Here is a 22,122-nt window from a genome sequence, read left to right as displayed (position 1 = left end):
ATCATGTCTATTATTATTAAACCTATCATTTCAGAAAAAGCAAACTATCTTACAGATTTGAGAGGAGCTTATTCTTTTTTCGTGAATACGAAAGCGAATAAAATCCAGATCAAAAAAGCGATAGAAGAGGCTTATGGTGTAAAAGTAGCAGACGTAAGAACAATGATTTACGCTCCTAAAGTTTCATCGAAACACACCAAAAAAGGACTACAGGTTGGGAAAACCAACAAAATGAAGAAAGCAGTTGTTTCCCTTGCAGAAGGTGAAGTGATTGATATTTTTGCAACGAATTAATTAAATAATCAATAGTAATGTCTGTTAGAAAATTAAAACCTATCACCCCGGGACAGAGATTCAGAGTTGTTAACAACTTTGAGGAAATTACTACCAACAAACCAGAGAAGTCTCTAACCGTTGGTATTAAAAAGTCAGGTGGTCGTAACAATACTGGTAAAATGACCATGCGTTACACCGGAGGTGGACACAAACAAAAATACAGAATTATCGACTTCAAAAGAAACAAGTTTGATGTTGAAGGAACGGTAAAAACTGTAGAGTACGATCCAAACAGAACAGCTTTCATCGCGCTAGTTGAGTACGCAGACGGAGAGAAGAGATATATCATCGCTCCAAACGGTATCAAAGTAGACCAGAAAGTAATCTCAGCGGATACTGCAGAACCTAATGTAGGTAATGCAATGAAATTGAAGAACATTCCTTTGGGAACTGTTGTTTCTTGTATCGAATTGAGACCTGGTCAGGGAGCAGTTATGGCAAGAAGTGCAGGATCTTCAGCACAGTTAACTTCAAGAGACGGTAAATACGCGATCGTGAAATTACCTTCAGGAGAATCCAGAATGATCCTTACTGAATGTATGGCAATGATCGGATCTGTTTCTAACGGCGACCACCAGCTTACCGTTTCCGGTAAAGCAGGTAGAAGCAGATGGTTAGGAAGAAGACCTAGAACAAGACCAGTTGTAATGAACCCAGTTGATCACCCAATGGGAGGTGGTGAAGGACGTTCATCAGGAGGTCACCCAAGATCTAGAAACGGTATGCCGGCTAAAGGTTACAAAACAAGAAAGAAAAACAAAGCGTCTAACCGATTTATCGTATCTAAAAGAAAATAATTATGGCAAGATCACTTAAGAAAGGACCTTTCATTCATCATACTTTAGATAAGAAGGTTCAGGCAAATATAGAGTCTAATAAAAAGACAGTAATTAAAACTTGGTCTCGAGCGTCAATGATCTCTCCGGACTTCGTAGGACAAACCATCGCAGTACACAACGGGAAATCTTTTATCCCGGTTTATGTAACTGAAAACATGGTAGGTCACAAGTTAGGCGAATTTTCTCCGACAAGATCTTTCAGAGGTCACGGTGGTAACAAAAATAAAGGAGGTAGATAATCATGGGATCAAGAAAAAGAGAAAGTGCATTAGCACGTAAAATAGCAAACCAGGATGTGGCAAAATCGTTACATAATGATTGCCCGTCTTCTCCAAGAAAGATGAGATTGGTTGCTGATATCATCAGAGGAGTTGAAGTTGACAAAGCTTTAGCTATCCTTAAATTTTCAAAAAAGGAAGCTTCTAACAAATTGGAGAAAGTTCTTCTTTCTGCAATGGCTAACTGGCAGACAAAAAATGAAGGAGCTGATATCGAGGAGGCAAACTTAATCGTAAAAGAAATTATGGTTGATAGTGCTAGACAATTGAAGAGACTGAGACCTGCACCACAAGGTAGAGGACACAGAATCAGAAAAAGATCTAACCACATTACGTTAATTTTAGGCACTAAAGACAACAAATAATCAAGGTATGGGACAGAAGACAAATCCAATTGGTAACAGATTAGGTATCATCAGAGGATGGGATTCGAACTGGTTTGGTGGTAAAAACTACGGCGACAGAATCGCTGAAGACTACAAAATCAGAAGATACCTTGAAGCTAGATTATCTAAAGGTGGAATTTCAAAAATTTATATTGAAAGAACCCTGAAATTAGTAACAGTAACAATCACCACTGCAAGACCGGGACTTATCATCGGTAAAGGAGGTCAGGAAGTTGATAAACTAAAAGAAGAATTAAAAAAGATTACCGATAAGGACATCCAGATCAATATCTTCGAAATCAAAAGACCTGAACTTGATGCAGTATTAGTTGCTGACAGTATCGCAAAACAGATTGAAAATAGAATTTCTTACAGAAGAGCTGTGAAAATGGCAATTCAAAGCACCATGAGAATGGGAGCTGAAGGAATCAAAGTTCAGATCTCAGGTAGATTGAACGGAGCTGAGATGGCAAGAAGCGAATCTTTCAAAGAAGGAAGAATCCCATTGTCAACCTTCCGTGCAGATATCGATTATCACATCGGTGAAGCACTTACACAATACGGAAAACTTGGTGTAAAGGTTTGGATTATGAAAGGTGAGGTTTACGGTAAAAGAGATCTTTCCCCATTAGTAGGACAACAGAAAAAAGCACCTGCAGGTAGAGGCGACAGAAACGAGCGCGGCGACCGTGGTGAAAGAGGAGACAGAAGACCAAGAGATAGAAAATAATTAATGAAATTTTAGAGGACAGTTTTAAATGACCGTTACTTTTTTAAAAGCTAAAATCTAAAATCTAAAATTCCTAGAAATTATGTTACAACCAAGAAGAACCAAATTCCGTAAAGTTCACAAGATGAAGATGAAGGGAGTTGCCCAAAGAGGGAATCAACTCGCTTACGGAACTTTCGGGATCAAAGCTAACGAAGGAGCTTGGATCACTGCAAGACAAATTGAAGCAGCGCGTATTGCTGCAACAAGATATATGAAAAGAGAAGGTCAGTTATGGATCAAAATATTTCCGGACAAACCGATTACTAAAAAACCAGCCGAAGTAAGGATGGGGAAAGGTAAAGGTGCTGTGGAATATTGGGTATCGGTAGTGAAACCTGGTAAGATTATGTTTGAAGTAGGTGGAGTACCTTATGAAGTTGCCAAAGAAGCACTTCGTTTAGCGGCTCAGAAACTTCCTGTTACTACAAGATTTGTAGTTGCTAACGATTTTGTTCAACCTCAATAATTTATTAAAATGAAAAAAGCTGACATCAAAAATCTAAGCGCAGGAGATATTCAAAACAAGTTGACTGAAGTAAAAGCAGATTTCAATAAAATGAAATTATCGCACAGCATCAGCCCGATTGAAAATCCTATTCAGATTAGAGACATGAGAAGAACAATCGCTCGTCTGGAAACTGAATTAACACTAAAACAACAATCATAATTTTCCTTTTATCATGGATAGAAATTTAAGAAAAGAAAGAATCGGAATCGTTTCTAGCAATAAAATGGAAAAGACCATTGTTGTAAGTGAAACGACGAGAGTAAAACACCCGATGTACGGTAAATTCGTTCTAAAAACGAAAAAATATACCGCTCATGATGAGAACAACGAGTGTACTGAAGGCGATACAGTATTAATTACTGAAACAAGACCTTTAAGTAAAAGTAAGAGATGGAGATTAGTAAGAATCATTGAAAAAGCTAAGTAATGTTACAAACCGAATCAAGATTAAAAGTTGCTGATAACACAGGTGCAAAAGAAGTACTTGTAATCAGAGTTCTGGGAGGAACCAGAAGAAGATATGCTTCAGTTGGTGATAAAATCGTAGTTACTATCAAAGATTCTACACCACAGGGTAACGCAAAAAAAGGAACTGTTTCTAAAGCAGTTGTAGTAAGAACTAAAAAAGCAGTTCGTAGAAAAGATGGTTCATACATCAAATTCGACGATAACGCTTGTGTTCTTTTAAACGCAGCCGGCGAAATGAGAGGTACCCGTGTATTCGGACCTGTTGCCCGTGAACTGAGAGATAAAGAATATATGAAAGTCATTTCATTAGCTCCTGAAGTACTTTAATTTTAAAATTTACAGAAAATGACAAAGTTAAAAATCAAAAGAGGAGATAACGTAATCATCACTACCGGTAAGAAAGAAATTAAAGGTAAAACAGGTGAGGTTATTGAAGTGATCAGAAAAGAAGGCAAAGACGCAAGAGTAATCGTTGCAGGTTTAAATATCGTTAAAAAACATACCAAACCATCAGCAGGTAACCCACAAGGCGGAATTGTAGAGAAAGAAGCATCAATCCATATTTCCAACGTTATGCTTATCGACAAAAACGGTAAAGCAACCAAAACAGGATCCAAGGTGGAAGGTGATAAAAAAGTAAGAGTTGCTAAAACAACCGGTGAAACTTTATAATTATAAAAGACGATGGAATATATAGTAAGACCAAGGAAAATATATAAAGAAAAGATTGTTCCTGCGATGATGGAAGAATTTGGGTACAAATCTGTTATGCAGGTACCTAAATTAGAAAAAATCGTTATTTCACAAGGTTTAGGTGCAGCTACTGCTGACAAGAAAATTGTAGATTACGCAGTAGAAGAACTTACAGCAATCACCGGTCAAAAAGCAGTTGGTACAATCTCTAAGAAAGATGAGGCTGCCTTCAAATTGAGAAAAGGAATGCCAGTAGGAGCAAGAGTAACTTTAAGAGCTGATAAAATGTATGAGTTCTTAGACAGACTTACTTCTTCAGCGTTACCACGAATCAGAGACTTCTCTGGTATCAAAGCTGAAGGTTTCGACGGTAGAGGAAATTACAACTTAGGAATCACTGAGCAAATCATTTTCCCTGAGATCGTAATCGATAAAGTAAAGAAAATCCAGGGGATGGACATTACTTTCGTTACTACAGCGAAAACCGACAAAGAAGCAAAAGCATTATTAACGCATTTTGGTATGCCTTTTAAAAAGAATTAAAAGATGGCTAAAGAATCAATGAAAGCGCGTGAGCGCAAAAGAGAAGCTACAGTAGCAAAATATGCTGAGAAAAGAAAAGCTTTGAAAGAAGCCGGAGATTACGCAGCATTGCAATTATTGCCGAAAGACGCTTCACCTGTGAGATTACACAACAGATGTAAATTAACAGGAAGACCAAGAGGATACATGAGAACTTTCGGACTTTCGAGAGTAACCTTCAGAGAAATGGCCAACAAAGGTCTTATCCCAGGTGTTAAAAAAGCTAGTTGGTAACAATTTAGAATAATCGAGACAGTAAAGTTGTTTTTGGCGATCCGCGACCAGCCCAGCTAAAAGCCAGTCGCCAGAAACAAAACTAACTGTCATAAACCAATAATTTAAAATAGAAAAATGGTAACAGATCCAATTTCAGATTTCCTAACCAGAGTAAGGAACGCACAAAGCGCAGGCCATAAAGTGGTGGACATTCCTGCATCGAAAATCAAAAAGGAGATTACGAAAATTTTGTTTGACCAGGGTTATATCCTGAACTATAAGTTCGAGGATAGCGCTGTTCAGGGAAATATCAAAATCGCTTTAAAGTACGACAAACAAACCAACAAACCTGCAATCAAAAGCATCCAAAGAGCTTCAAGACCAGGTTTAAGACAATACAAAGGTTCTGAGGAACTGCCAAGAGTATTGAACGGTTTGGGCGTGGCTATTATCTCAACTTCAAAAGGAGTTATGACTGATAAAAAAGCCAGACAAGAAAAAGTTGGTGGAGAAGTAATCTGCTATGTTTATTAATTTTTAATCAAAGGAAAATGTCAAGAATTGGTAAATCAATTATAGAAATTCCCGCTAACGTTACAGTAACCGAAAAAGACGGTATGGTAACAGTGAAAGGCCCGAAAGGCGAACTTACACAGCAAATTGGCGAAGGAATCACTCTAAAACAGGAAGACGGAATACTTACTTTAGAAAGACCGTCGGATTCAAAACAACACAAAGCATTACACGGTCTTTACAGAGCGTTAATCAATAACATGATTGTGGGAACTGCCGAAGGTTTTACAAAAAAACTTGAATTGGTAGGGGTAGGATACAGAGCTTCACACCAAGGTAACAGACTGGATATGGCTTTAGGATTCTCCCACGGTATCGTGATGGATCTTCCAAAAGAAATTACTTTAGATACTTTATCTGAAAAAGGTAAAAACCCTATTATTACTTTGTCTTCACACGACAAACAACTTCTTGGGATGGTTGCTGCTAAGATCAGATCTTTCAGAAAACCTGAACCATACAAAGGAAAAGGAGTTAGATTCGTTGGAGAAATTGTTAGACGTAAAGCTGGTAAATCTGCTTAATTTTAAAACTTAAGAAAATGGCACTAAGCAAATTAGAAAAAAGAAATAGAATTAAAAGAAGAGTGAGAGGGAAAATCTCCGGTTCTTCAGAATTGCCAAGATTATCTGTTTACAAAAGTAATAAAGAAATTTACGCGCAATTAATCGACGATAAAGACGGTAAAACTCTTGCTTCAGCTTCTTCAAGAAACCTGAACGCAAAAGGTACTAAAGTAGAAATCTCTGCAGAAGTAGGTAAAGCAATCGCTGAAAAAGCTAAAGCTGCAGGTATTGAAAATATAGTGTTCGACAGAAACGGATTCGTTTACCACGGTAGAGTGAAAGCTCTTGCTGACGGGGCGAGAGAAGGCGGACTAAAATTCTAATCATTAAATTTCGGAAATATGTTAGGACTAGATAATATAGAAAAAGTAAAACCGGGAGGATTAGAACTTAAAGATCGTCTCGTTGCTGTAAACAGAGTAACCAAAGTAACCAAAGGTGGTCGTGCTTTCGGATTTTCTGCAATCGTGGTTGTAGGAGATGAGGCTGGTACTGTAGGTTTCGGTTTGGGAAAATCTAAAGAAGTTGCTTCAGCTATTGCAAAAGCAGTGGAAGATGCAAAGAAAAACTTAGTTAAAGTTCCTGTAATCAACCACACAATCCCTCACCAGACTTCTGCAAGATACGGTGGAGCTGATATCTTCTTAAGACCAGCTTCTCACGGTACCGGGCTAATCGCCGGTGGTGCAGTAAGAGCGGTATTGGAGTCTGCAGGAGTACACGATATCTTGTCGAAATCTAAAGGATCTTCTAACCCGCACAATGTAGTGAAAGCTACTTTCAAAGCATTGTTGGACATCAGAAGACCAGAGGACATCGCAAAATTAAGAGGTGTTTCATTAAGTAAAGTGTTTAACGGTTAATATTAAAACAATGGCAAAAATTTCAGTAAAGCAAGTAAAAAGCGCTATTGGTAGAACTAAAACCCAAAAAAGAACGCTTGAAGCATTAGGATTGAAAAAACTTCACCAAGTTGTTGAACACGAAGCTACACCATCTATCTTAGGTATGGTAGCAGCGGTAAGTCATTTAGTAGAAGTTCAAAAATAAGACAATAGAAAAGAGATCGGAGGCTCTAGAAATTCAGTCTCCACTCTCTAATCTTTAAATCTAAAATCTAAAAAATAATGAATTTAAATAATATAAGACCGGCATCGGGTGCAACTCACAATTCTAAAAGACTTGGTAGAGGACAGGGAAGCGGAAAAGGTGGTACTTCAGCAAAAGGTCATAAAGGTCAGAAAGCCAGAGCCGGATATTCTCAGAAAATCGGTTTCGAAGGTGGACAGATGCCTTTACAAAGAAGACTTCCTAAATTCGGTTTCAACAACGTAAACAGAAAAGAGTACAGAGCAATCAATCTTGATACCATCCAACTTTTGGCTGATGCGAAAAACATCACCGAAATTACTAAAGACATTTTAGTAGAAAACGGATTGGCTAAAAAGAGCGAAATCGTGAAAATTATGGGTAGAGGTGAATTGAAATCAGGTGTTTCAATTTCTGCACACAAATTCACAAAATCTGCTGAAGAAGCAATCGCTAAAGCAGGAGGTAAAGCAATTACTCTATAATTATTACGAATGAAAGAATTTATACAAACACTAAAAAACATTTGGAGCCTTAAGGAACTTAGAGAGAAAATACTTTTCACTCTTGGGTTAATCCTAGTGTATAGATTCGCATCTTATATTTCCCTACCTGCCATTAATATGGCCGAGGTGGGGAATCTTTTGGAACATTACCAGAACCAGGGTGGCAACAAGCAGGGAGCAGGTCTTCTTGGGTTGCTTTCTTCGTTTACTGGAGGTGCATTCAGCCGGGCGTCAATTATGGCACTCGGTATTATGCCTTATATTTCTGCATCAATTATCGTTCAGCTGATGGGTATGGCAATACCTTACCTTCAGAAATTACAGAAAGATGGTGAAAGCGGCAGAAATACACTGAACCAAATTACAAGATGGTTAACGATTGCAGTTTGTTTGGTACAGGCACCGTCTTACCTTACTTCAATTACACAGATGTTCTTGCCACACGCACAGTTCGCCTCAGCATATTATGTGCATCCGGAGTCCATTATGTTCTGGTTACCAAGCATCGTAATTTTGGTAGCTGGTTCTGTATTCGCAATGTGGTTAGGTGAAAAGATTACAGATAAAGGAATCGGAAACGGTATCTCGATCTTAATTATGGTAGGGATCTTGGCAGATCTTCCGGGAGCATTTATCCAGGAAGTTGCTACACAAACCGGCAAAGGCGGTTTAGGAACAATCATGATTTTAATTGAAGTTTTATTCTGGATGTTGGTTGTGCTTTTAGCAATCATTCTTTCCGTAGCTGTAAGAAAAATCCCAATTCAGTATGTAAGCCGTGCTCAGGCTAGAGGGGGATCAAATAGAAATTTAATGCAGGGTGCAAGACAGTGGATTCCACTTAAAGTAAATGCGTCGGGAGTAATGCCGATCATTTTTGCCCAGGCTTTAATGTTTGTTCCGGGACTTTTAACTAAAGTTGATGAGTCCAACACTTTCCTGGCAGGTTTTAAAAACGTATTCAGCTGGCAGTACAATGTATTGTTTGCACTGTTAATTATTATCTTCTCATTCTTCTATACTGCAATCACCATTCCGGTGAATCAGATGGCGGATGATCTGAAGAGAAACGGAGGTTTGATTCCTAAAGTAAGACCCGGTAAAGATACCGCTGATTATCTGGATGATATTCTCTCAAAAATTACTTTGCCCGGCTCAATATTTTTAGCTATCTTTGCAATCCTTCCTGCAATTGTGCACGGAGCGTTTGTTCAGACGGATAGATTTGCCCTGTTTTTCGGGGGTACATCGCTGTTAATTATGGTTGGGGTAATCCTCGATACAGTTCAACAAATCAATACGTATTTGCTGAACCACCATTATGACGGGTTGATGCAGTCAAAATTATCCAGAACAACAAACCCGTAATTAATAAATGGCAAAACAGAAACATATTGAACAAGACGGCGTCATTACGGAAGCTCTTTCGAATGCGCAGTTTCGCGTTGAACTTGAGAATGGGCACGTATTAATCGCGCACATCTCTGGTAAAATGCGAATGCACTACATTAAGCTTTTACCTGGTGATAAGGTAAAATTAGAACTTTCTCCTTACGATTTATCGAAAGGAAGAATCACATTTAGATACTAATTACAGAGCGATCTGCGAATTAATATAATAGAAAACGTATAAAATCATCACGGTTTTATTAGTCATTTAAATATTTAAACAAAAGGGGGTGAAACAAAAAGAGTTCATCTAACCGTTGGAAAATTAAACCAAAACAAATGAAAGTTAGAGCATCTATCAAAAAAAGAAGTGCTGATTGCAAAATTGTTCGCAGAAAAGGCGTTCTGTTTGTGATCAACAAGAAGAACCCAAAATTTAAACAAAGACAAGGCTAAAATTAAATTATGGCGAGAATTTCCGGTATTGATTTACCAAAAAACAAAAGAGGCGTTATCGGCTTAACTTACATCTACGGAATCGGAAGAAGCACTTCATCCGAAATCCTGAAAGCAGCCGGCATCAGCGAAGACAAGAAAGTCAACGAATGGAATGACGATGAATTGGCACTAATCAGAAACTACATCACTGAAAACATCAAAGTAGAAGGTGAATTACGTTCTGAAACACAATTAAACATCAAACGATTGATGGATATTGGTTGCCAACGAGGAATACGTCACAGACTGGGATTACCTTTAAGAGGCCAAAGAACAAAAAACAATTCTAGAACCCGAAAAGGAAAGAGAAAAACTGTTGCTAACAAGAAAAAAGCAAGTAAATAATCGGTAAGAATTATGGCAAAACAGACTAAAGTTGTTAAAAAAAGAAAAGTAAAAGTTGAAGCGATCGGGGAAGCACACATCCAGGCATCTTTCAACAATATTATCATTTCTTTAACGAATAAGAACGGAGAAGTAATCTCTTGGGCATCTGCCGGAAAAATGGGATTCAGAGGTTCTAAAAAGAATACTCCTTTCGCAGCGCAAATGGCTGCAGAAAATTGCTCACAAGTTGCACACGATGCAGGTCTTAGAAGAGTAAAGGTGTTTGTAAAAGGTCCAGGTGCAGGTAGAGAATCTGCTATCAGAACCATTCACAATTCAGGTATTGAAGTTAGTGAAATCGTAGATGTGACTCCAATGCCACACAACGGTTGTAGACCACCGAAAAGAAGAAGAGTATAATTTTTAGAAACTACCATTATGGCAAGATATATTGGACCTAAAACTAAGATTGCAAGAAAATTTGGTGCTGCAATCTACGGAGACGACAAGAGCTTCGAGAAAAGAAAAAACCAACCACCGGGACAACACGGTGTTAACAAAAGAAGAGGATCAAAGAAATCTGAATATGCTGTCCAGTTAATGGAAAAGCAGAAAGCAAAATACACTTACGGTATTTTGGAGAGACAATTTGCTAATCTATACGAAAAAGCGCAAAGAGCAAAAGGCGTAACAGGTGAAGTTCTGTTGCAGTTATGTGAATCTAGACTAGACAACGTTGTTTACAGACTTGGTTTTGGTAAAACAAGAGCAGGAGCAAGACAGCTGGTTTCTCACAGACACATCACTGTAAACGGAGAATTAGTGAACATTCCATCTTACTTGCTAAAAGCAGGAGATGTAGTTGCTGTTAGAGAGAAATCTAAATCTCTTGAGGTAATTGCAGATTCTTTGGCTTCTAAAGCAAACTATGAGTGGTTACAGTTCAACGACGAGACTAAACAAGGTACTTTTATTTCCGCACCGGAGAGAATCCAGATTCCGGAGGATATCAAAGAACAGTTGATCGTCGAACTTTACTCTAAATAATTTTTTCAAATTTTTGCTCAACCCAAATTATATGGCAATTTTAACATTTATTAAACCCGATAAAGTAATCCTTCTTAGTTCCGATGATTTCAAAGGTAAATTTGAATTCAGACCATTGGAACCAGGCTTCGGATTAACAATCGGTAATGCTTTGAGAAGAGTTTTGCTTTCTTCTCTAGAAGGATATGCTATCTCATCTATCAAAATAGAAGGCGTAGAGCACGAATTTTCAACAATTCCCGGTGTAATTGAAGACGTTACAGAAATTATTCTGAACCTGAAACAGTTAAGACTTAAAGCAAAATCTGAAACTGCAACAGCAGAAACAGTAACCGCTAAAGTTTCCGGACAAACTACTGTAACAGCAGGAGATTTAGGAAAATCAATTCAGGGTTTCGATATTCTGAACCCGGATTTGGTAATCTGCAATCTTAATAAAGATGTTAAATTTGAATTGACTTTCAATATTGAAAAAGGTAGAGGTTATGTTCCTTCAGAGCAAAACAAATCAAGCAACGCTCCTATCGGAACCATTGCTATCGATTCCATCTTTACCCCGATCAAGAAAGTTCAGTACAGTGTTGAAAACTATCGTGTAGAGCAAAAAACAGACTACGAAAAACTTGTTTTGGATATTGAAACTGACGGTTCCATCAGCCCTCAGAATGCTTTAACTGAAGCTTCTAAGATATTAATTTATCATTTCATGTTGTTCTCCGACGAGAGAATTACGCTTGAAACTGAAGCCGTGAAAGCATCCATCCAATACGACGAAGAAACTTTACATACAAGACAGCTCCTTAAATCTAAATTAACAGATATGGATCTTTCTGTAAGAGCACTAAACTGCTTGAAAGCTGCTGAAGTGGAAACTTTAGGAGAACTGGTTTCTTATACAAAGTCTGATTTGATGAAATTCAGAAATTTCGGTAAAAAATCTTTAACAGAATTAGAAGAATTAGTGCATGCAAAAGGTCTTAACTTCGGTTTCGACGTTGCTAAATATAAATTAGACGCTGATAAATAACAAACAATGAGACACGGTAAAAAATTCAATCACTTATCTAGAACAGCTTCTCACAGAAGTGCGTTGCTTTCTAATATGGCTTGTTCTCTTATTGAGCATAAAAGAATCAACACTACTGTTGCTAAGGCGAAAGCTTTGAGAGTGTATGTTGAACCTATCTTAACTAAAGCGAAAGAAGATACAACTCACAACAGAAGAACAGTTTTCTCTTACCTGCAAAGCAAAGAAGCAGTTACTGAATTATTCAGAACAGTTGCTCCTAAAATTGCAGAAAGAAACGGTGGTTATACAAGAATCATCAAAACTGGATTCAGACCGGGCGATGCTGCAGATACTGCAATGATCGAACTTGTAGATTTCAACGAACTTTACAACCCGAACGCTGAAGAAAAGAAAACAACAAGAAGAAGCAGAAGAACTGCAGCTCCTAAAACTGAAGCAGTTGCTGCTGAAGTTAAAGAAGCTCCAAAAGCTGAAGCTAAAACTGAAGAACCAACTGCAGAAGCTGCAGACTCTACAGAAGAAAAAGCTGCTGAGTAATACTCACAGATTTTACATAAAAAAAGCCGTTCAATTTTTGAGCGGCTTTTTATTTTACGAAGTTTTTACTTTTCTAAAATCTTTACTATTGTCCTCTTGCCTTTTTCAGGCCGATGATATTATTTCCTTGGGTGATGATGACGCTGTCGTTTTTTGAAATGATTTCGAAATCATAATTTCCGTAAACTCCCGGTCCGGCATCGGCCTTCTTCGGAGCAGAAATCGTTTTATTATTACTCCGAATGCTGATCGTATTTTCCTTATCGGTATTCCTAAACGTCACCAACGCAGAAGAACCATCTTCAGCGACATAACGTTCCGTATATTCGCCGGCCTTTATAGTATTTCCGTTCTCAGTGAGTATCGCTGCACTGTCAGTTTTTACCGGTTCTTCAGTGCTCCTTTCAACGGCAGAATCCTGCATTACAATATTTTTATTTCCTTCTGTTGATTTACTGCAACTCAGGCTGATAAAAAGCGCTGCCCCCGAAGCATATAAAACTATGTTTTTCATAACAAATTTTGTTTTTAGTACATCAAATTTACGATTACTTTTTACAAAATAAAAAATTGGTAATTATTAACGAAAGTTTAACGCCATCCTCATTAAAATCATGTTTCGAAACTCTTAAAATAGTTCAATTTTCGTTAAATTTGTAATTCAAATTAAAGTTTAAAAATCATAACTATGAGTTACATTTCTTACATTGAAGCAAGACAGATTTTGGATTCCCGTGGTAATCCTACAATTGAAGTAGATGTTTTTACGGAGAGCGGTGCAATGGGACGCGCGGCAGTTCCTTCCGGAGCATCAACCGGTGAACACGAAGCAGTAGAATTACGCGATGGCGGTTCAGATTATATGGGGAAAGGAGTTCTGAAGGCTGTAGAAAATGTAAGAGAAATAATCGCTCCTGAATTGGTAGGGCTTCCTGTGTACGACCAAAACTTTATCGATCAGATTATGATTGAGCTTGACGGCACTAAAAACAAAGGCAATCTTGGAGCAAATGCTATTCTCGGTGTTTCTCTTGCTGCGGCCAAAGCGGCGGCAACAGAATTGAAAATGCCTCTTTACAAATATGTGGGGGGTGTAAATGCAAACACGCTTCCTGTTCCTATGATGAACGTAATTAATGGTGGTTCTCACTCAGATGCGCCGATTGCTTTTCAGGAATTTATGGTAATGCCCGTAAAAGCAGATTCTTTCTCTCACGCTTTGAGAAAAGGAACTGAAATTTTCCACAACCTGAAAGCTATTCTTCACTCAAGGGGACTTTCTACCGCCGTAGGTGACGAAGGTGGTTTTGCACCTACATTTACCGGAACTGAAGATGCTTTAGATACTTTACTTCAGGCCATCGAAAAAGCAGGGTACAAACCTGGTGATGATGTAATGATTGCATTGGATTGTGCCGCGTCAGAATTTTACAAAGATGGTAATTACGATTACAGAAAATTCCAGACTCCCGATTCTGCAGTATTCAGCAGCAGTGAGCAGGTATCCTATTTGGCAGAATTAGCTGCAAAATATCCTATTATTTCCATTGAAGACGGTATGCACGAAGACGACTGGGCAGGCTGGAAAATGCTTACCGATAAAATCGGAGACCGCGTTCAGCTTGTAGGTGACGATTTATTCGTTACCAATGTTGAAAGACTTTCAAGAGGAGTTAACGAAGGTATTGCCAACTCAATTCTTGTAAAAGTAAACCAGATCGGTTCACTTTCCGAAACAATGGCGGCTGTACAGATGGCACAGCACAACAGATATACCTCAGTAATGTCTCACAGATCGGGTGAAACTGAAGATTCTACCATTGCTGATTTAGCGGTGGCAATGAACTGCGGACAAATCAAAACAGGTTCCGCATCGCGTTCCGACAGAATGGCGAAATACAACCAATTGTTGAGAATTGAAGAAGCATTAGGTGAAACAGCAGTGTTCCCTGGATTAGATGCATTCAAAATAAAAAGATAATAGATAAAATATATTACAGAACGTAGATATCATTTGCTGTTCTCTATCAATATTCATAAATTAGTAAAAAAATTTAATAATAATGTCAGATAATAAAGTTGTACTGAACTATGATGGTAAATCCTTTGATTACCCTATCGTAGAAAGCACTATCGGTGACCGCGGAATCGATATTTCTAAACTTCGGGACCAGACTGGGTTAATCACTCTGGATCTGGGATACAAAAATACCGGAGCCACATTAAGTGATATCACTTATTTGGATGGTGATAATGGTGAGTTATATTACAGAGGTTATCCTATCGAGCAGATTGCCGAGAAATCCAATTTCAGTGAGGTAATGTACTTACTTCTTCATGGTGAACTTCCTAATAAAGACCAGTTTTCCAAATTCGAAAGCGGAATTAAAAAATACAATTTCGTGGCGGATGAAATGAAGAAGATTCTAGATGTATTCCCGCGTTCAGCGCATCCTATGGGAGTTCTATCTTCTCTTACTTCAGCACTTACAGCCTTTAATCCTAAAGCTGTTGATGTTACTTCGAAAGAAGATCTTGATCACGCTGCTGAAATGTTGATCGCTAAATTCTCTCACCTTTGCGCGTGGACTTACCGTAAAAAACTTGGTTTGTCCATCAACCACGGTGATAACAGTTTAAATTATGTAGAGAATTTCTACAAAATGTGTTTCCGTCGTCCGAATATCGAATTCGAACTGGATCCGGTTGTTGTAGGAGCTCTGGATAAATTATTGATCCTTCATGCTGACCACGAGCAAAACTGTTCTACATCAACAGTAAGAATGGTTGGCTCAGCACATACAGGTTTATTCGCTTCCGTATCGGCAGGTATTTCTGCACTTTGGGGCCCGCTTCACGGTGGAGCAAACCAGGCAGTAATCGAAATGCTTGAAATGATTGAGCAGGATGGAGGCGACGTGGCTAAATATGTAGAAAAAGCTAAAAATAAAGACGATAACTTCCGTTTGATGGGCTTCGGACACAGAGTTTACAAAAACTTCGATCCGCGCGCAACCATCATCAAAAAAGCTGCTGATGATATCCTTAATTCCTTAGGTATTGAAGATAAAGCTTTAGATATCGCAATGCAGTTGGAAAGAGTGGCACTAGAAGACGAATATTTCGTAAGCAGAAAACTGTATCCAAACGTAGATTTCTATTCAGGAATCATTTACAGAGCTTTAGGAATCCCAACAGAAATGTTTACCGTAATGTTCGCATTAGGAAGACTTCCAGGCTGGATTTCTCAGTGGAAAGAAATGCGTTTACACAACGACCCAATCGGAAGACCAAGACAGGTATACCAGGGCGCACAAAAACGCGATTATGTTGACTTAAGCGCAAGATAATTTTGCAAATTCTTATACAATCCCTTTCGGTTTACCGAAGGGGATTTTTTATGGACGCCTTTTCCGGCTGTCACTACTCGCTTTTCTTTGGTAGTTTCCGCGCGGCGAAGCCGCGCGGAAACTACCAAAGAAAGAGCTCAAACATGCCGTTCCATCCGGGGCGCAACGCTGCTTACCAAACACAACTTCGCAAAAATTGAAAAATTCTGTATCTTAACACCTTTAAATTTTCAGGTATTTTAAAACTTTAGAATGAAACTCAAAAACTATATCGCCGGACACTGGATTGAAGGCACAGGAAATGAAATCCCTCTTTATAACGCAGTAAACGGAGAACTCGTAGCTGTTTCTGATACTGAAGGTCTGGATTTTCAACAGGCATTGGACTATGGAAGAACTCTTGGTTATAAAAACCTTTCTTCCATGACTTTCTATGATCGCGGCGAAATGTTGAAAAAAGTGGCGTTGTATTTATTAGAAAGAAAAAAGAAATATTACGATCTGTCCTATAAAACAGGAGCGACGCACGCTGATTCCTGGGTCGATATTGAAGGAGGCTTCGGAACATTCTTCGCTTATTCCGGTTTGGCTAAAAGAATGTTGCCGAACACGCCTTTTTGGGTCGATGGCGACACCCAGAAACTTTCCGCCAACGGAACTTTCATCGGAACTCATATTTTAACGCCGAGCGAAGGCGTTTCTGTACAGATCAACGCCTACAACTTTCCGGTTTGGGGAATGATGGAAAAACTTTCTACTTCTTTGCTTGCCGGAGTTCCAAGTGTGGTGAAACCTGCAACCCCCGGTTCTTATCTGACCAACGCGGTTTTTCAGGATATGATTGAAAGTGGCATTCTTCCAGAAGGTGCGATTCAGTTGGTTTGTGGCGAACCGGGAAATATTTTGGATTACGTTCAGGACGGAGATTCCGTGCTTTTTACAGGTTCCGCTTCCACAGGAAAAAAATTAAAATCTTTGCCCTCCGTTTCTACCAATGCGGTAAGATTCAATATGGAAGCTGATTCTCTGAATGCTTCGATTCTTGGGTTAGATGCAAAACCTGGCACACCGGAATTCGACCTTTTCATCAAGGAAGTCCGCAACGAAATGACGACCAAAGCCGGCCAAAAATGTACAGCAATCCGCAGAATTATTGTTCCTGAAAATCTCGTTGGTGATGTTCAGAATGCTTTAAGCAAAGCTTTAGACCAGACAAAAATCGGAAACCCGCTGAACCGTGAAACCAGAATGGGCTCCATCGTCGGTAAAAAAGAAATGGAAGTTCTAGAAAGCAAAATTCAACTTCTAAAAGCCGAAACAGAACTTATCTACGACGGTAAACACGAACTGGTAGACGCTGATTACGAAAGTGGCGCCTTTATGTCACCAAAAGTTTTTTATAATGATAAACCTTTCGAGAAAAATGTTTCTCATGATGTGGAAGCTTTCGGGCCCGTTTCAACCATAATGCCCTATAAAGATGCCGAGGAAGCTGCGGCTTTGGCTAAAAGAGGTAAGGGAAGTTTGGTGGGCTCTATCATTTCACATGACGAAAAATTTGTTGCTGAAACTTCCTGGAAAATGGCTTCGTCACACGGGCGTATTTTTGTATTGAACCGCGATAACGCAAAGGAATCTACAGGTCACGGTTCGCCGTTACCCACATTGATGCACGGCGGTCCCGGAAGAGCAGGGGGTGGTGAGGAAATGGGCGGTTTGAACGGACTTCATTTCTTTCTTCAGAAAACCGCAATTCAGGGTTCTCCGGATATTTTGACAGCCATTACAAAAATTTATCAGCAGGGAGCCGATAAAAAATATGCGGATAAACATCCGTTCAATAAGTATTTTGAAGAAGTTGAAATCGGTGACTCTCTGGAAACTGCCGGCAGGACAGTAACTGAAGCCGATATTGTAAATTTTTCGAATGTTTCATGGGATCATTTCTACGCGCACACGGATGCTACAAGTTTAAACGGAACCATTTTTGATAAGACAGTTGCGCACGGATATTTTATTCTTTCAGCTGCGGCCGGTCTGTTTGTCTCCGGTAAAAAAGGTCCTGTTATCGCGAATTACGGACTCGAAAATGCAAGTTTCTTTAAACCTGTTTATGCCGGCGACACCATCACCGTTTATTTGACAGCAAAAGAAAAAATCAATAAAGGCGTAAAAGGCAGAAACATACCTTCCGGAGTAATAAAATGGCTGGTGGAAGTTGTAAATCAGCGCGACGAGATCGTTTGTGTTGCTACAATTCTTACACTTGTTGCCAAAAAATCACCTTTTATTCAGTTACAGACAAAAAGTATCCAAAAAATATTAAACGGCTTGACCGAAAATTCCGAAAGAAAATTCGGAATGATGTCTCCGCAACTGATGGTAGAACATCTGGAGGAGGTTTTGCGTAATGGTTTCGGTTCTTTGGAGCCTTCTGACTTTCCTGAAATTCCGGCCGATAAAATCGAGCTGCTTCAGGACTGGATTTATACAGATCAGAAAATCAGACCTGGTGCGCAATATCCGCTCCTTAAAGAAGGTGAAGAGCTTGTATTGCGATTTAAGAATCTTACGGAAGCAAAAGAGAAGCTTCTGGAAACTTTAAAAGAATTTCTGATTTATTACCGCGAAAATCCACAAGCCGAGAATTTCCATCCGCGTTTCGGAATGCTGACCAAGGAAATGATGGAATTGTTCCACAGAAAACATTTTACTCACCATTTTGAGCAGTTTGGATTGATCTAGTATGAAAACCTTTGGGGAAAAAGTTGTCGCGTTTAATAAAGAATTAAAATATTCAGGGAAACTTCCTGATGGCTTCGACCTGCTTAATCCATTTTTTGATAACGCCGAAACGTTAACGGTGATGGCAACGTTTTACCAGAAGTTTTACAATGATCATCATCAGCGGAAATTCATCATCGGAATCAATCCAAGCCGCCACGGAGCGGGAGTTACAGGTGTTCCGTTTACCGATACCAAAAGACTGGAAAGCGCCTGCGGAATCAGGATGGAATCGGCGAGAACACACGAAGTTTCTTCCGTTTTTATGTATGACATGATTGAAGCTTTCGGCGGCGCAGAACAGTTTTACAGCGATTTCTATATCAATTCGCCGTTTCCCTTAGCCATCATTAGGAAGACGGCGAGAGGCGGTTTAAACGCCAACTATTATGATGACAAAGATCTTTTTCAGACGTTGAAACCTTTTATGATTCAAAGTTTAAAAGATCATATCAGCTTGGGTTTGGATATTTCTGAGGTCTTTATTTTAGGAAAAAAGAACGCGGTTTTTATTGAAAAAATAAACCAACAGGAAAAATTTTTCGATAAAATCACTGTTTTAGAACATCCCAGATATATTCAGCAGTATAAAAGCAAAGAGAAACAATTATACATCGACAAATATTTAATCGCACTAAATAAAGCATAATGAACAACGGATTTGTAAATCAGGAACTTAAAAATAATAACTCACCATTTAGTAATCGATAAAAACAAATAAAGCTCCCTTTGGGGAACTTTATTGTTTTAATAATGAGTTTTCCTGGAGTTTATTTTTTAATTATTTTTTTCGTTTCTGTGCCCACTTTGATCAGGTATACTCCATTTGGAAGTTCATCTATATTGGTTCTATTATGGCCATCTTTCAAGTAGGTTGTTTTTACAAGCTTACCTTCGGAACTGTATATCTGCGCTGCGTTTTTCCCGTTAATATCAATATTCAATTCTCCATGGGTAGGATTGGGATAAACTTTCAGTTTGCCAGAAATTTGTGTGTCTTCTGTGGCCAATACAATTCCGGAATCTTTCACCCAGGTAAAAGCATCTAATCCTGCGTAGACATATGCTCCACCTAGAGTAATTTGAAGTTGATCTATAACTATATTACTATAGTTTTGTCCGTTAAGATTAGTGAGGTCAATTAAAGTGTGTCCATTAGTGGAACCCAAAGAAGTGGCAAAACCTGTAGTTTTAGTTTGTGTAAATTTGGTGACACCATTTATTTTGCCGGTGACCGTAAGAGTACCCGCTACCGTTTGATTGAGACTGGTATCGGAAAGAAATATCCAAAATCTGTTTACTTTAAACAAATTGGAAGTTGTTTTAATACTGAATGATGCATTTGTAACTACATTGCCGGCGCCGGAATTGTCGATATATCTGTTGTCATTTGACGTTCCACTCCAGCCTGTACCAGGGTAGTTTCCCTGAATATCAAACCCACCGGTGTGGGTAATAATTGTAAAAATTACACCATTGTCTGTGAAACTCTTACTGCCGTGAGATTCGGTTTCAAAAGTTTCAGTACTGGTTTGTCCATACCCCATTGTGGAGAAGATAATACCTAAAAGACCGAGGAAGAAAGATTTTTTCATAATTTTTTATTTTTTATATTTTCGGATGCAAATCTAAAATGAATACAGTAAAAAATATAAAAATAGGGGTGGACAAATGGTGGACAAATGCATATGAAACAGCAGGATTGAGTTATTTATCTGATAGCGAATGGATTATAGCTGATCTTTGTTGTCGTTCTGAAAATTAATAATTCAAATAAAAAGCAATTAAATCTAACCCGATAAATAATTCATTTACTATTTTTGTTTTTATTAAAAAAAATCTAAAATGACTGACTCTGTACATTCCAATCTACATAATAATATTTGTCACATAACCTTCGGAACCGAAAAAAGCAATTCTTTACCCGGTGAAATTCTGGAATTGCTCGCTCAAACAATTTTAGATGCCGGAAAAAATGAAAATGTGAAAGCCATTTTGTTGAAATCTGAGGGTGAAAAAGCTTTCTGTGCAGGCGCAAGTTTCGATGAGCTACTTTCAATTGAAGAACTGGAGACTTCTAAAAGATTTTTTGGCGGTTTCGCAAAAGTTTTAAATGCAATGCGCAATTGCGGAAAACTTGTTATCGTTCGCGTTCAGGGAAAAACAACTGGTGGCGGTGTAGGAATTGCCTGTGCGGCAGATTACTGTTTTGCGACGAAAGATGCTGCGATGGCTTTAACTGAATTGAATTTGGGAATCGGACCTTTCGTTATCGGACCATACGTTGAAAGAAAAATAGGGAAATCAGCTTACGCTGCAATGTCAATTGACGCGGATTTCCGCAGCGCAGAATGGTGTGAAAAGCACGATGTTTATCATTCTGTTTCCTCAACTATTGTGGAAATGGATGCAGAGCTTCAGAATTTCGTGGAGAAACTTTCGCACAGAAGTTCCGATGCTTTGGCTTTGATTAAAAAAGTTTCCTGGGAAGGAACCGAACATTTTGAAAGTTTAATGCCGGAGAGAATTCACATGAGCGCAAGTTTAATCCTGGAAGATTCGGCTAAGAAAAATATTGAACTGATCAAAGAAAGGCTGAGAGCGAAATAGTTTAATTTCAAATGAACAAGGAGAAAACAGTTCTCATTTTAGGCGCCAATTCCGATGTCGCTAAACAGTGTATTTTGCAATATACAGCAAAAGGTTATACCGTTTTTGCAGCTTCGCGGGATTTAATTTCACTGGAAAATTTTATCACAAAAAATCACCTGAAAAATTCGGTTCAGGTGATGTTTTTTGATGCGGCTGATTTTTTGTCTCATCAGAAATTTTATGAGGAATTGCCCGCGAAACCTCACATTGTGATTTACGCAGCAGGATTTTTAAGACAGAATGAGCAAGCGTGCAAAAATTTCAATGATGCTTTCGAAATGATGAAGGTGAATTACGCCGGCGCAGTTTCAGTTTTAAATATAATTGCGAACGATCTTTCAAATACAAATCTTGAACGAATCATCGGTCTGTCCTCTCTTTCAGGAGTTAGAGGCAGAAAAAGCAATTATATTTATGGTAGTACAAAAGCAGCTTTCACGACTTATCTTTCGGGTTTGAGGCAGGATTTAAGTTCACGGAATATTACCGTAAATGTTTTGATCAGCGGTTACATCAGAACCAAAATAAATGTAGGTTTAAACCTAAATGAATCTTTAATCATGGAACCGGATTATGTCGCGAAACACATCGTGAACGCGGGGGATTCCTTCACCATTGTTCCCAACTGGAAATGGAAAATCATTTACTGGATTTTAAAAATATCCCCTGAATTTTTGGTGGCGAAATTACCGTAAA

Annotated in this window: 35 protein-coding genes; 33 read left to right on the top strand and 2 right to left on the bottom strand. The window is 38.6% G+C overall.

Annotated features, from left to right (window positions below; all coding sequences use genetic code 11):
• The first annotated feature begins 3 nt into the window (after positions 1–3).
• The 26 genes from rplW (at position 4) to rplQ (ending at position 12,640) form a co-directional block, all read left to right on the top strand.
• Positions 4–294, top strand: coding sequence for a 50S ribosomal protein L23 (gene rplW, locus KTV93_RS05045; protein ID WP_218250220.1), 291 nt, complete (start codon positions 4–6; stop codon positions 292–294).
• Positions 295–311: 17 nt separating this feature from the next.
• The gene (rplB, locus tag KTV93_RS05040; protein WP_218250219.1) at positions 312–1,133 is read left to right on the top strand and encodes a 50S ribosomal protein L2; all 822 of its coding nucleotides are present in this window, start codon (positions 312–314) and stop codon (positions 1,131–1,133) included.
• Positions 1,134–1,135: 2 nt separating this feature from the next.
• On the top strand, positions 1,136–1,414 hold the full coding sequence (rpsS, locus tag KTV93_RS05035; protein ID WP_028122169.1) for a 30S ribosomal protein S19: 279 nt from the start codon (positions 1,136–1,138) through the stop codon (positions 1,412–1,414).
• 2 nt (positions 1,415–1,416) lie between these two features.
• Entirely contained in the window at positions 1,417–1,818 is a 402-nt protein-coding gene (gene rplV, locus KTV93_RS05030) for a 50S ribosomal protein L22 (protein WP_218250218.1), read from the top strand.
• Positions 1,819–1,825: 7 nt separating this feature from the next.
• Positions 1,826–2,569: a 30S ribosomal protein S3 gene (rpsC, locus tag KTV93_RS05025; protein ID WP_218250217.1), complete on the top strand. Its 744-nt coding sequence runs from the start codon at positions 1,826–1,828 to the stop codon at positions 2,567–2,569.
• An 82-nt stretch (positions 2,570–2,651) separates the two neighbouring features.
• Positions 2,652–3,077 carry a 50S ribosomal protein L16 gene (gene rplP, locus KTV93_RS05020; RefSeq protein ID WP_218250216.1) on the top strand — a complete coding sequence of 142 codons (426 nt, stop codon included), beginning with the start codon at positions 2,652–2,654 and terminating at the stop codon, positions 3,075–3,077.
• Positions 3,078–3,086: 9 nt separating this feature from the next.
• The gene (gene rpmC, locus KTV93_RS05015) at positions 3,087–3,278 is read left to right on the top strand and encodes a 50S ribosomal protein L29 (protein WP_218250215.1); all 192 of its coding nucleotides are present in this window, start codon (positions 3,087–3,089) and stop codon (positions 3,276–3,278) included.
• Between the two features lie 10 nt (positions 3,279–3,288).
• Entirely contained in the window at positions 3,289–3,546 is a 258-nt protein-coding gene (gene rpsQ, locus KTV93_RS05010; protein WP_088263399.1) for a 30S ribosomal protein S17, read from the top strand.
• Positions 3,546–3,914 carry a 50S ribosomal protein L14 gene (gene rplN / locus KTV93_RS05005; RefSeq protein ID WP_031503404.1) on the top strand — a complete coding sequence of 123 codons (369 nt, stop codon included), beginning with the start codon at positions 3,546–3,548 and terminating at the stop codon, positions 3,912–3,914. Before rpsQ ends, rplN begins: the two co-directional genes overlap by 1 nt.
• A gap of 18 nt (positions 3,915–3,932) precedes the next feature.
• Positions 3,933–4,259, top strand: coding sequence for a 50S ribosomal protein L24 (rplX, locus tag KTV93_RS05000; protein WP_218250214.1), 327 nt, complete (start codon positions 3,933–3,935; stop codon positions 4,257–4,259).
• A gap of 12 nt (positions 4,260–4,271) precedes the next feature.
• On the top strand, positions 4,272–4,823 hold the full coding sequence (gene rplE, locus KTV93_RS04995) for a 50S ribosomal protein L5 (protein ID WP_218250213.1): 552 nt from the start codon (positions 4,272–4,274) through the stop codon (positions 4,821–4,823).
• A gap of 3 nt (positions 4,824–4,826) precedes the next feature.
• On the top strand, positions 4,827–5,096 hold the full coding sequence (gene rpsN / locus KTV93_RS04990) for a 30S ribosomal protein S14 (RefSeq protein ID WP_088358792.1): 270 nt from the start codon (positions 4,827–4,829) through the stop codon (positions 5,094–5,096).
• A gap of 117 nt (positions 5,097–5,213) precedes the next feature.
• Entirely contained in the window at positions 5,214–5,612 is a 399-nt protein-coding gene (gene rpsH / locus KTV93_RS04985) for a 30S ribosomal protein S8 (protein ID WP_218250212.1), read from the top strand.
• Positions 5,613–5,629: 17 nt separating this feature from the next.
• Positions 5,630–6,175, top strand: coding sequence for a 50S ribosomal protein L6 (gene rplF, locus KTV93_RS04980; protein WP_218250211.1), 546 nt, complete (start codon positions 5,630–5,632; stop codon positions 6,173–6,175).
• Positions 6,176–6,192: 17 nt separating this feature from the next.
• On the top strand, positions 6,193–6,540 hold the full coding sequence (gene rplR / locus KTV93_RS04975; RefSeq protein WP_218250210.1) for a 50S ribosomal protein L18: 348 nt from the start codon (positions 6,193–6,195) through the stop codon (positions 6,538–6,540).
• 18 nt (positions 6,541–6,558) lie between these two features.
• Positions 6,559–7,080, top strand: a complete 522-nt coding sequence (gene rpsE, locus KTV93_RS04970) for a 30S ribosomal protein S5 (protein ID WP_088469637.1) — start codon at positions 6,559–6,561, stop codon at positions 7,078–7,080.
• Between the two features lie 10 nt (positions 7,081–7,090).
• A complete protein-coding gene (rpmD, locus tag KTV93_RS04965; protein WP_031503420.1) occupies positions 7,091–7,267 on the top strand; it encodes a 50S ribosomal protein L30 in 177 nt (58 codons plus the stop codon).
• A 77-nt stretch (positions 7,268–7,344) separates the two neighbouring features.
• Positions 7,345–7,791 carry a 50S ribosomal protein L15 gene (gene rplO, locus KTV93_RS04960; RefSeq protein WP_218250209.1) on the top strand — a complete coding sequence of 149 codons (447 nt, stop codon included), beginning with the start codon at positions 7,345–7,347 and terminating at the stop codon, positions 7,789–7,791.
• Positions 7,792–7,800: 9 nt separating this feature from the next.
• Positions 7,801–9,180, top strand: a complete 1,380-nt coding sequence (gene secY / locus KTV93_RS04955) for a preprotein translocase subunit SecY (RefSeq protein ID WP_218250208.1) — start codon at positions 7,801–7,803, stop codon at positions 9,178–9,180.
• Positions 9,181–9,187: 7 nt separating this feature from the next.
• Entirely contained in the window at positions 9,188–9,403 is a 216-nt protein-coding gene (gene infA / locus KTV93_RS04950; RefSeq protein ID WP_031503426.1) for a translation initiation factor IF-1, read from the top strand.
• 137 nt (positions 9,404–9,540) lie between these two features.
• On the top strand, positions 9,541–9,657 hold the full coding sequence (gene rpmJ / locus KTV93_RS04945; protein WP_007839480.1) for a 50S ribosomal protein L36: 117 nt from the start codon (positions 9,541–9,543) through the stop codon (positions 9,655–9,657).
• A gap of 9 nt (positions 9,658–9,666) precedes the next feature.
• A complete protein-coding gene (gene rpsM, locus KTV93_RS04940) occupies positions 9,667–10,044 on the top strand; it encodes a 30S ribosomal protein S13 (RefSeq protein ID WP_055041710.1) in 378 nt (125 codons plus the stop codon).
• A gap of 12 nt (positions 10,045–10,056) precedes the next feature.
• A complete protein-coding gene (gene rpsK, locus KTV93_RS04935) occupies positions 10,057–10,446 on the top strand; it encodes a 30S ribosomal protein S11 (RefSeq protein ID WP_088469642.1) in 390 nt (129 codons plus the stop codon).
• An 18-nt stretch (positions 10,447–10,464) separates the two neighbouring features.
• Positions 10,465–11,073, top strand: a complete 609-nt coding sequence (gene rpsD / locus KTV93_RS04930; RefSeq protein WP_218250207.1) for a 30S ribosomal protein S4 — start codon at positions 10,465–10,467, stop codon at positions 11,071–11,073.
• 31 nt (positions 11,074–11,104) lie between these two features.
• On the top strand, positions 11,105–12,100 hold the full coding sequence (locus KTV93_RS04925; RefSeq protein ID WP_218250206.1) for a DNA-directed RNA polymerase subunit alpha: 996 nt from the start codon (positions 11,105–11,107) through the stop codon (positions 12,098–12,100).
• A 6-nt stretch (positions 12,101–12,106) separates the two neighbouring features.
• Entirely contained in the window at positions 12,107–12,640 is a 534-nt protein-coding gene (rplQ, locus tag KTV93_RS04920) for a 50S ribosomal protein L17 (protein ID WP_218250205.1), read from the top strand.
• Positions 12,641–12,725: 85 nt separating this feature from the next.
• On the opposite strand, the gene KTV93_RS04915 is transcribed toward rplQ, so the two are convergent.
• Positions 12,726–13,154, bottom strand: coding sequence for a hypothetical protein (locus KTV93_RS04915; protein WP_218250204.1), 429 nt, complete (start codon positions 13,152–13,154; stop codon positions 12,726–12,728).
• Between the two features lie 174 nt (positions 13,155–13,328).
• On the opposite strand from KTV93_RS04915, the gene eno reads away from it, so the two are divergent.
• From eno to KTV93_RS04895, 4 genes are all read left to right on the top strand, one after another.
• Positions 13,329–14,621 carry a phosphopyruvate hydratase gene (eno, locus tag KTV93_RS04910; RefSeq protein WP_218250203.1) on the top strand — a complete coding sequence of 431 codons (1,293 nt, stop codon included), beginning with the start codon at positions 13,329–13,331 and terminating at the stop codon, positions 14,619–14,621.
• A gap of 82 nt (positions 14,622–14,703) precedes the next feature.
• Entirely contained in the window at positions 14,704–15,990 is a 1,287-nt protein-coding gene (locus KTV93_RS04905) for a citrate synthase (RefSeq protein ID WP_218250202.1), read from the top strand.
• Between the two features lie 252 nt (positions 15,991–16,242).
• Positions 16,243–18,735 (top strand): phenylacetic acid degradation bifunctional protein PaaZ, encoded by a 2,493-nt coding sequence (paaZ, locus tag KTV93_RS04900; RefSeq protein WP_218250201.1) that lies wholly within the window; start codon positions 16,243–16,245, stop codon positions 18,733–18,735.
• A 1-nt stretch (position 18,736) separates the two neighbouring features.
• Complete coding sequence (locus KTV93_RS04895; RefSeq protein WP_218250200.1) at positions 18,737–19,423, top strand: SMUG2 DNA glycosylase family protein; 687 nt, start codon at positions 18,737–18,739, stop codon at positions 19,421–19,423.
• Between the two features lie 121 nt (positions 19,424–19,544).
• On the opposite strand, the gene KTV93_RS04890 is transcribed toward KTV93_RS04895, so the two are convergent.
• Positions 19,545–20,369: a T9SS type A sorting domain-containing protein gene (locus KTV93_RS04890; RefSeq protein ID WP_218250199.1), complete on the bottom strand. Its 825-nt coding sequence runs from the start codon at positions 20,367–20,369 to the stop codon at positions 19,545–19,547.
• Between the two features lie 38 nt (positions 20,370–20,407).
• On the opposite strand from KTV93_RS04890, the gene KTV93_RS12475 reads away from it, so the two are divergent.
• The 3 genes from KTV93_RS12475 (at position 20,408) to KTV93_RS04880 (ending at position 22,121) form a co-directional block, all read left to right on the top strand.
• Positions 20,408–20,539 carry a hypothetical protein gene (locus KTV93_RS12475; RefSeq protein WP_256119011.1) on the top strand — a complete coding sequence of 44 codons (132 nt, stop codon included), beginning with the start codon at positions 20,408–20,410 and terminating at the stop codon, positions 20,537–20,539.
• A gap of 80 nt (positions 20,540–20,619) precedes the next feature.
• Complete coding sequence (locus KTV93_RS04885; RefSeq protein WP_218250198.1) at positions 20,620–21,384, top strand: enoyl-CoA hydratase/isomerase family protein; 765 nt, start codon at positions 20,620–20,622, stop codon at positions 21,382–21,384.
• 11 nt (positions 21,385–21,395) lie between these two features.
• The gene (locus tag KTV93_RS04880) at positions 21,396–22,121 is read left to right on the top strand and encodes an SDR family NAD(P)-dependent oxidoreductase (RefSeq protein ID WP_218250197.1); all 726 of its coding nucleotides are present in this window, start codon (positions 21,396–21,398) and stop codon (positions 22,119–22,121) included.
• The last annotated feature ends 1 nt before the right edge of the window (position 22,122 follow it).

The organism is Kaistella faecalis (genome assembly GCF_019195395.1).
Taxonomy (GTDB): Bacteria; Bacteroidota; Bacteroidia; order Flavobacteriales; family Weeksellaceae; genus Kaistella; species Kaistella faecalis.
The sequence above is the reverse complement of the archived record's forward strand: the minus strand, read 5'-3'. Positions and strand labels throughout refer to the sequence as shown.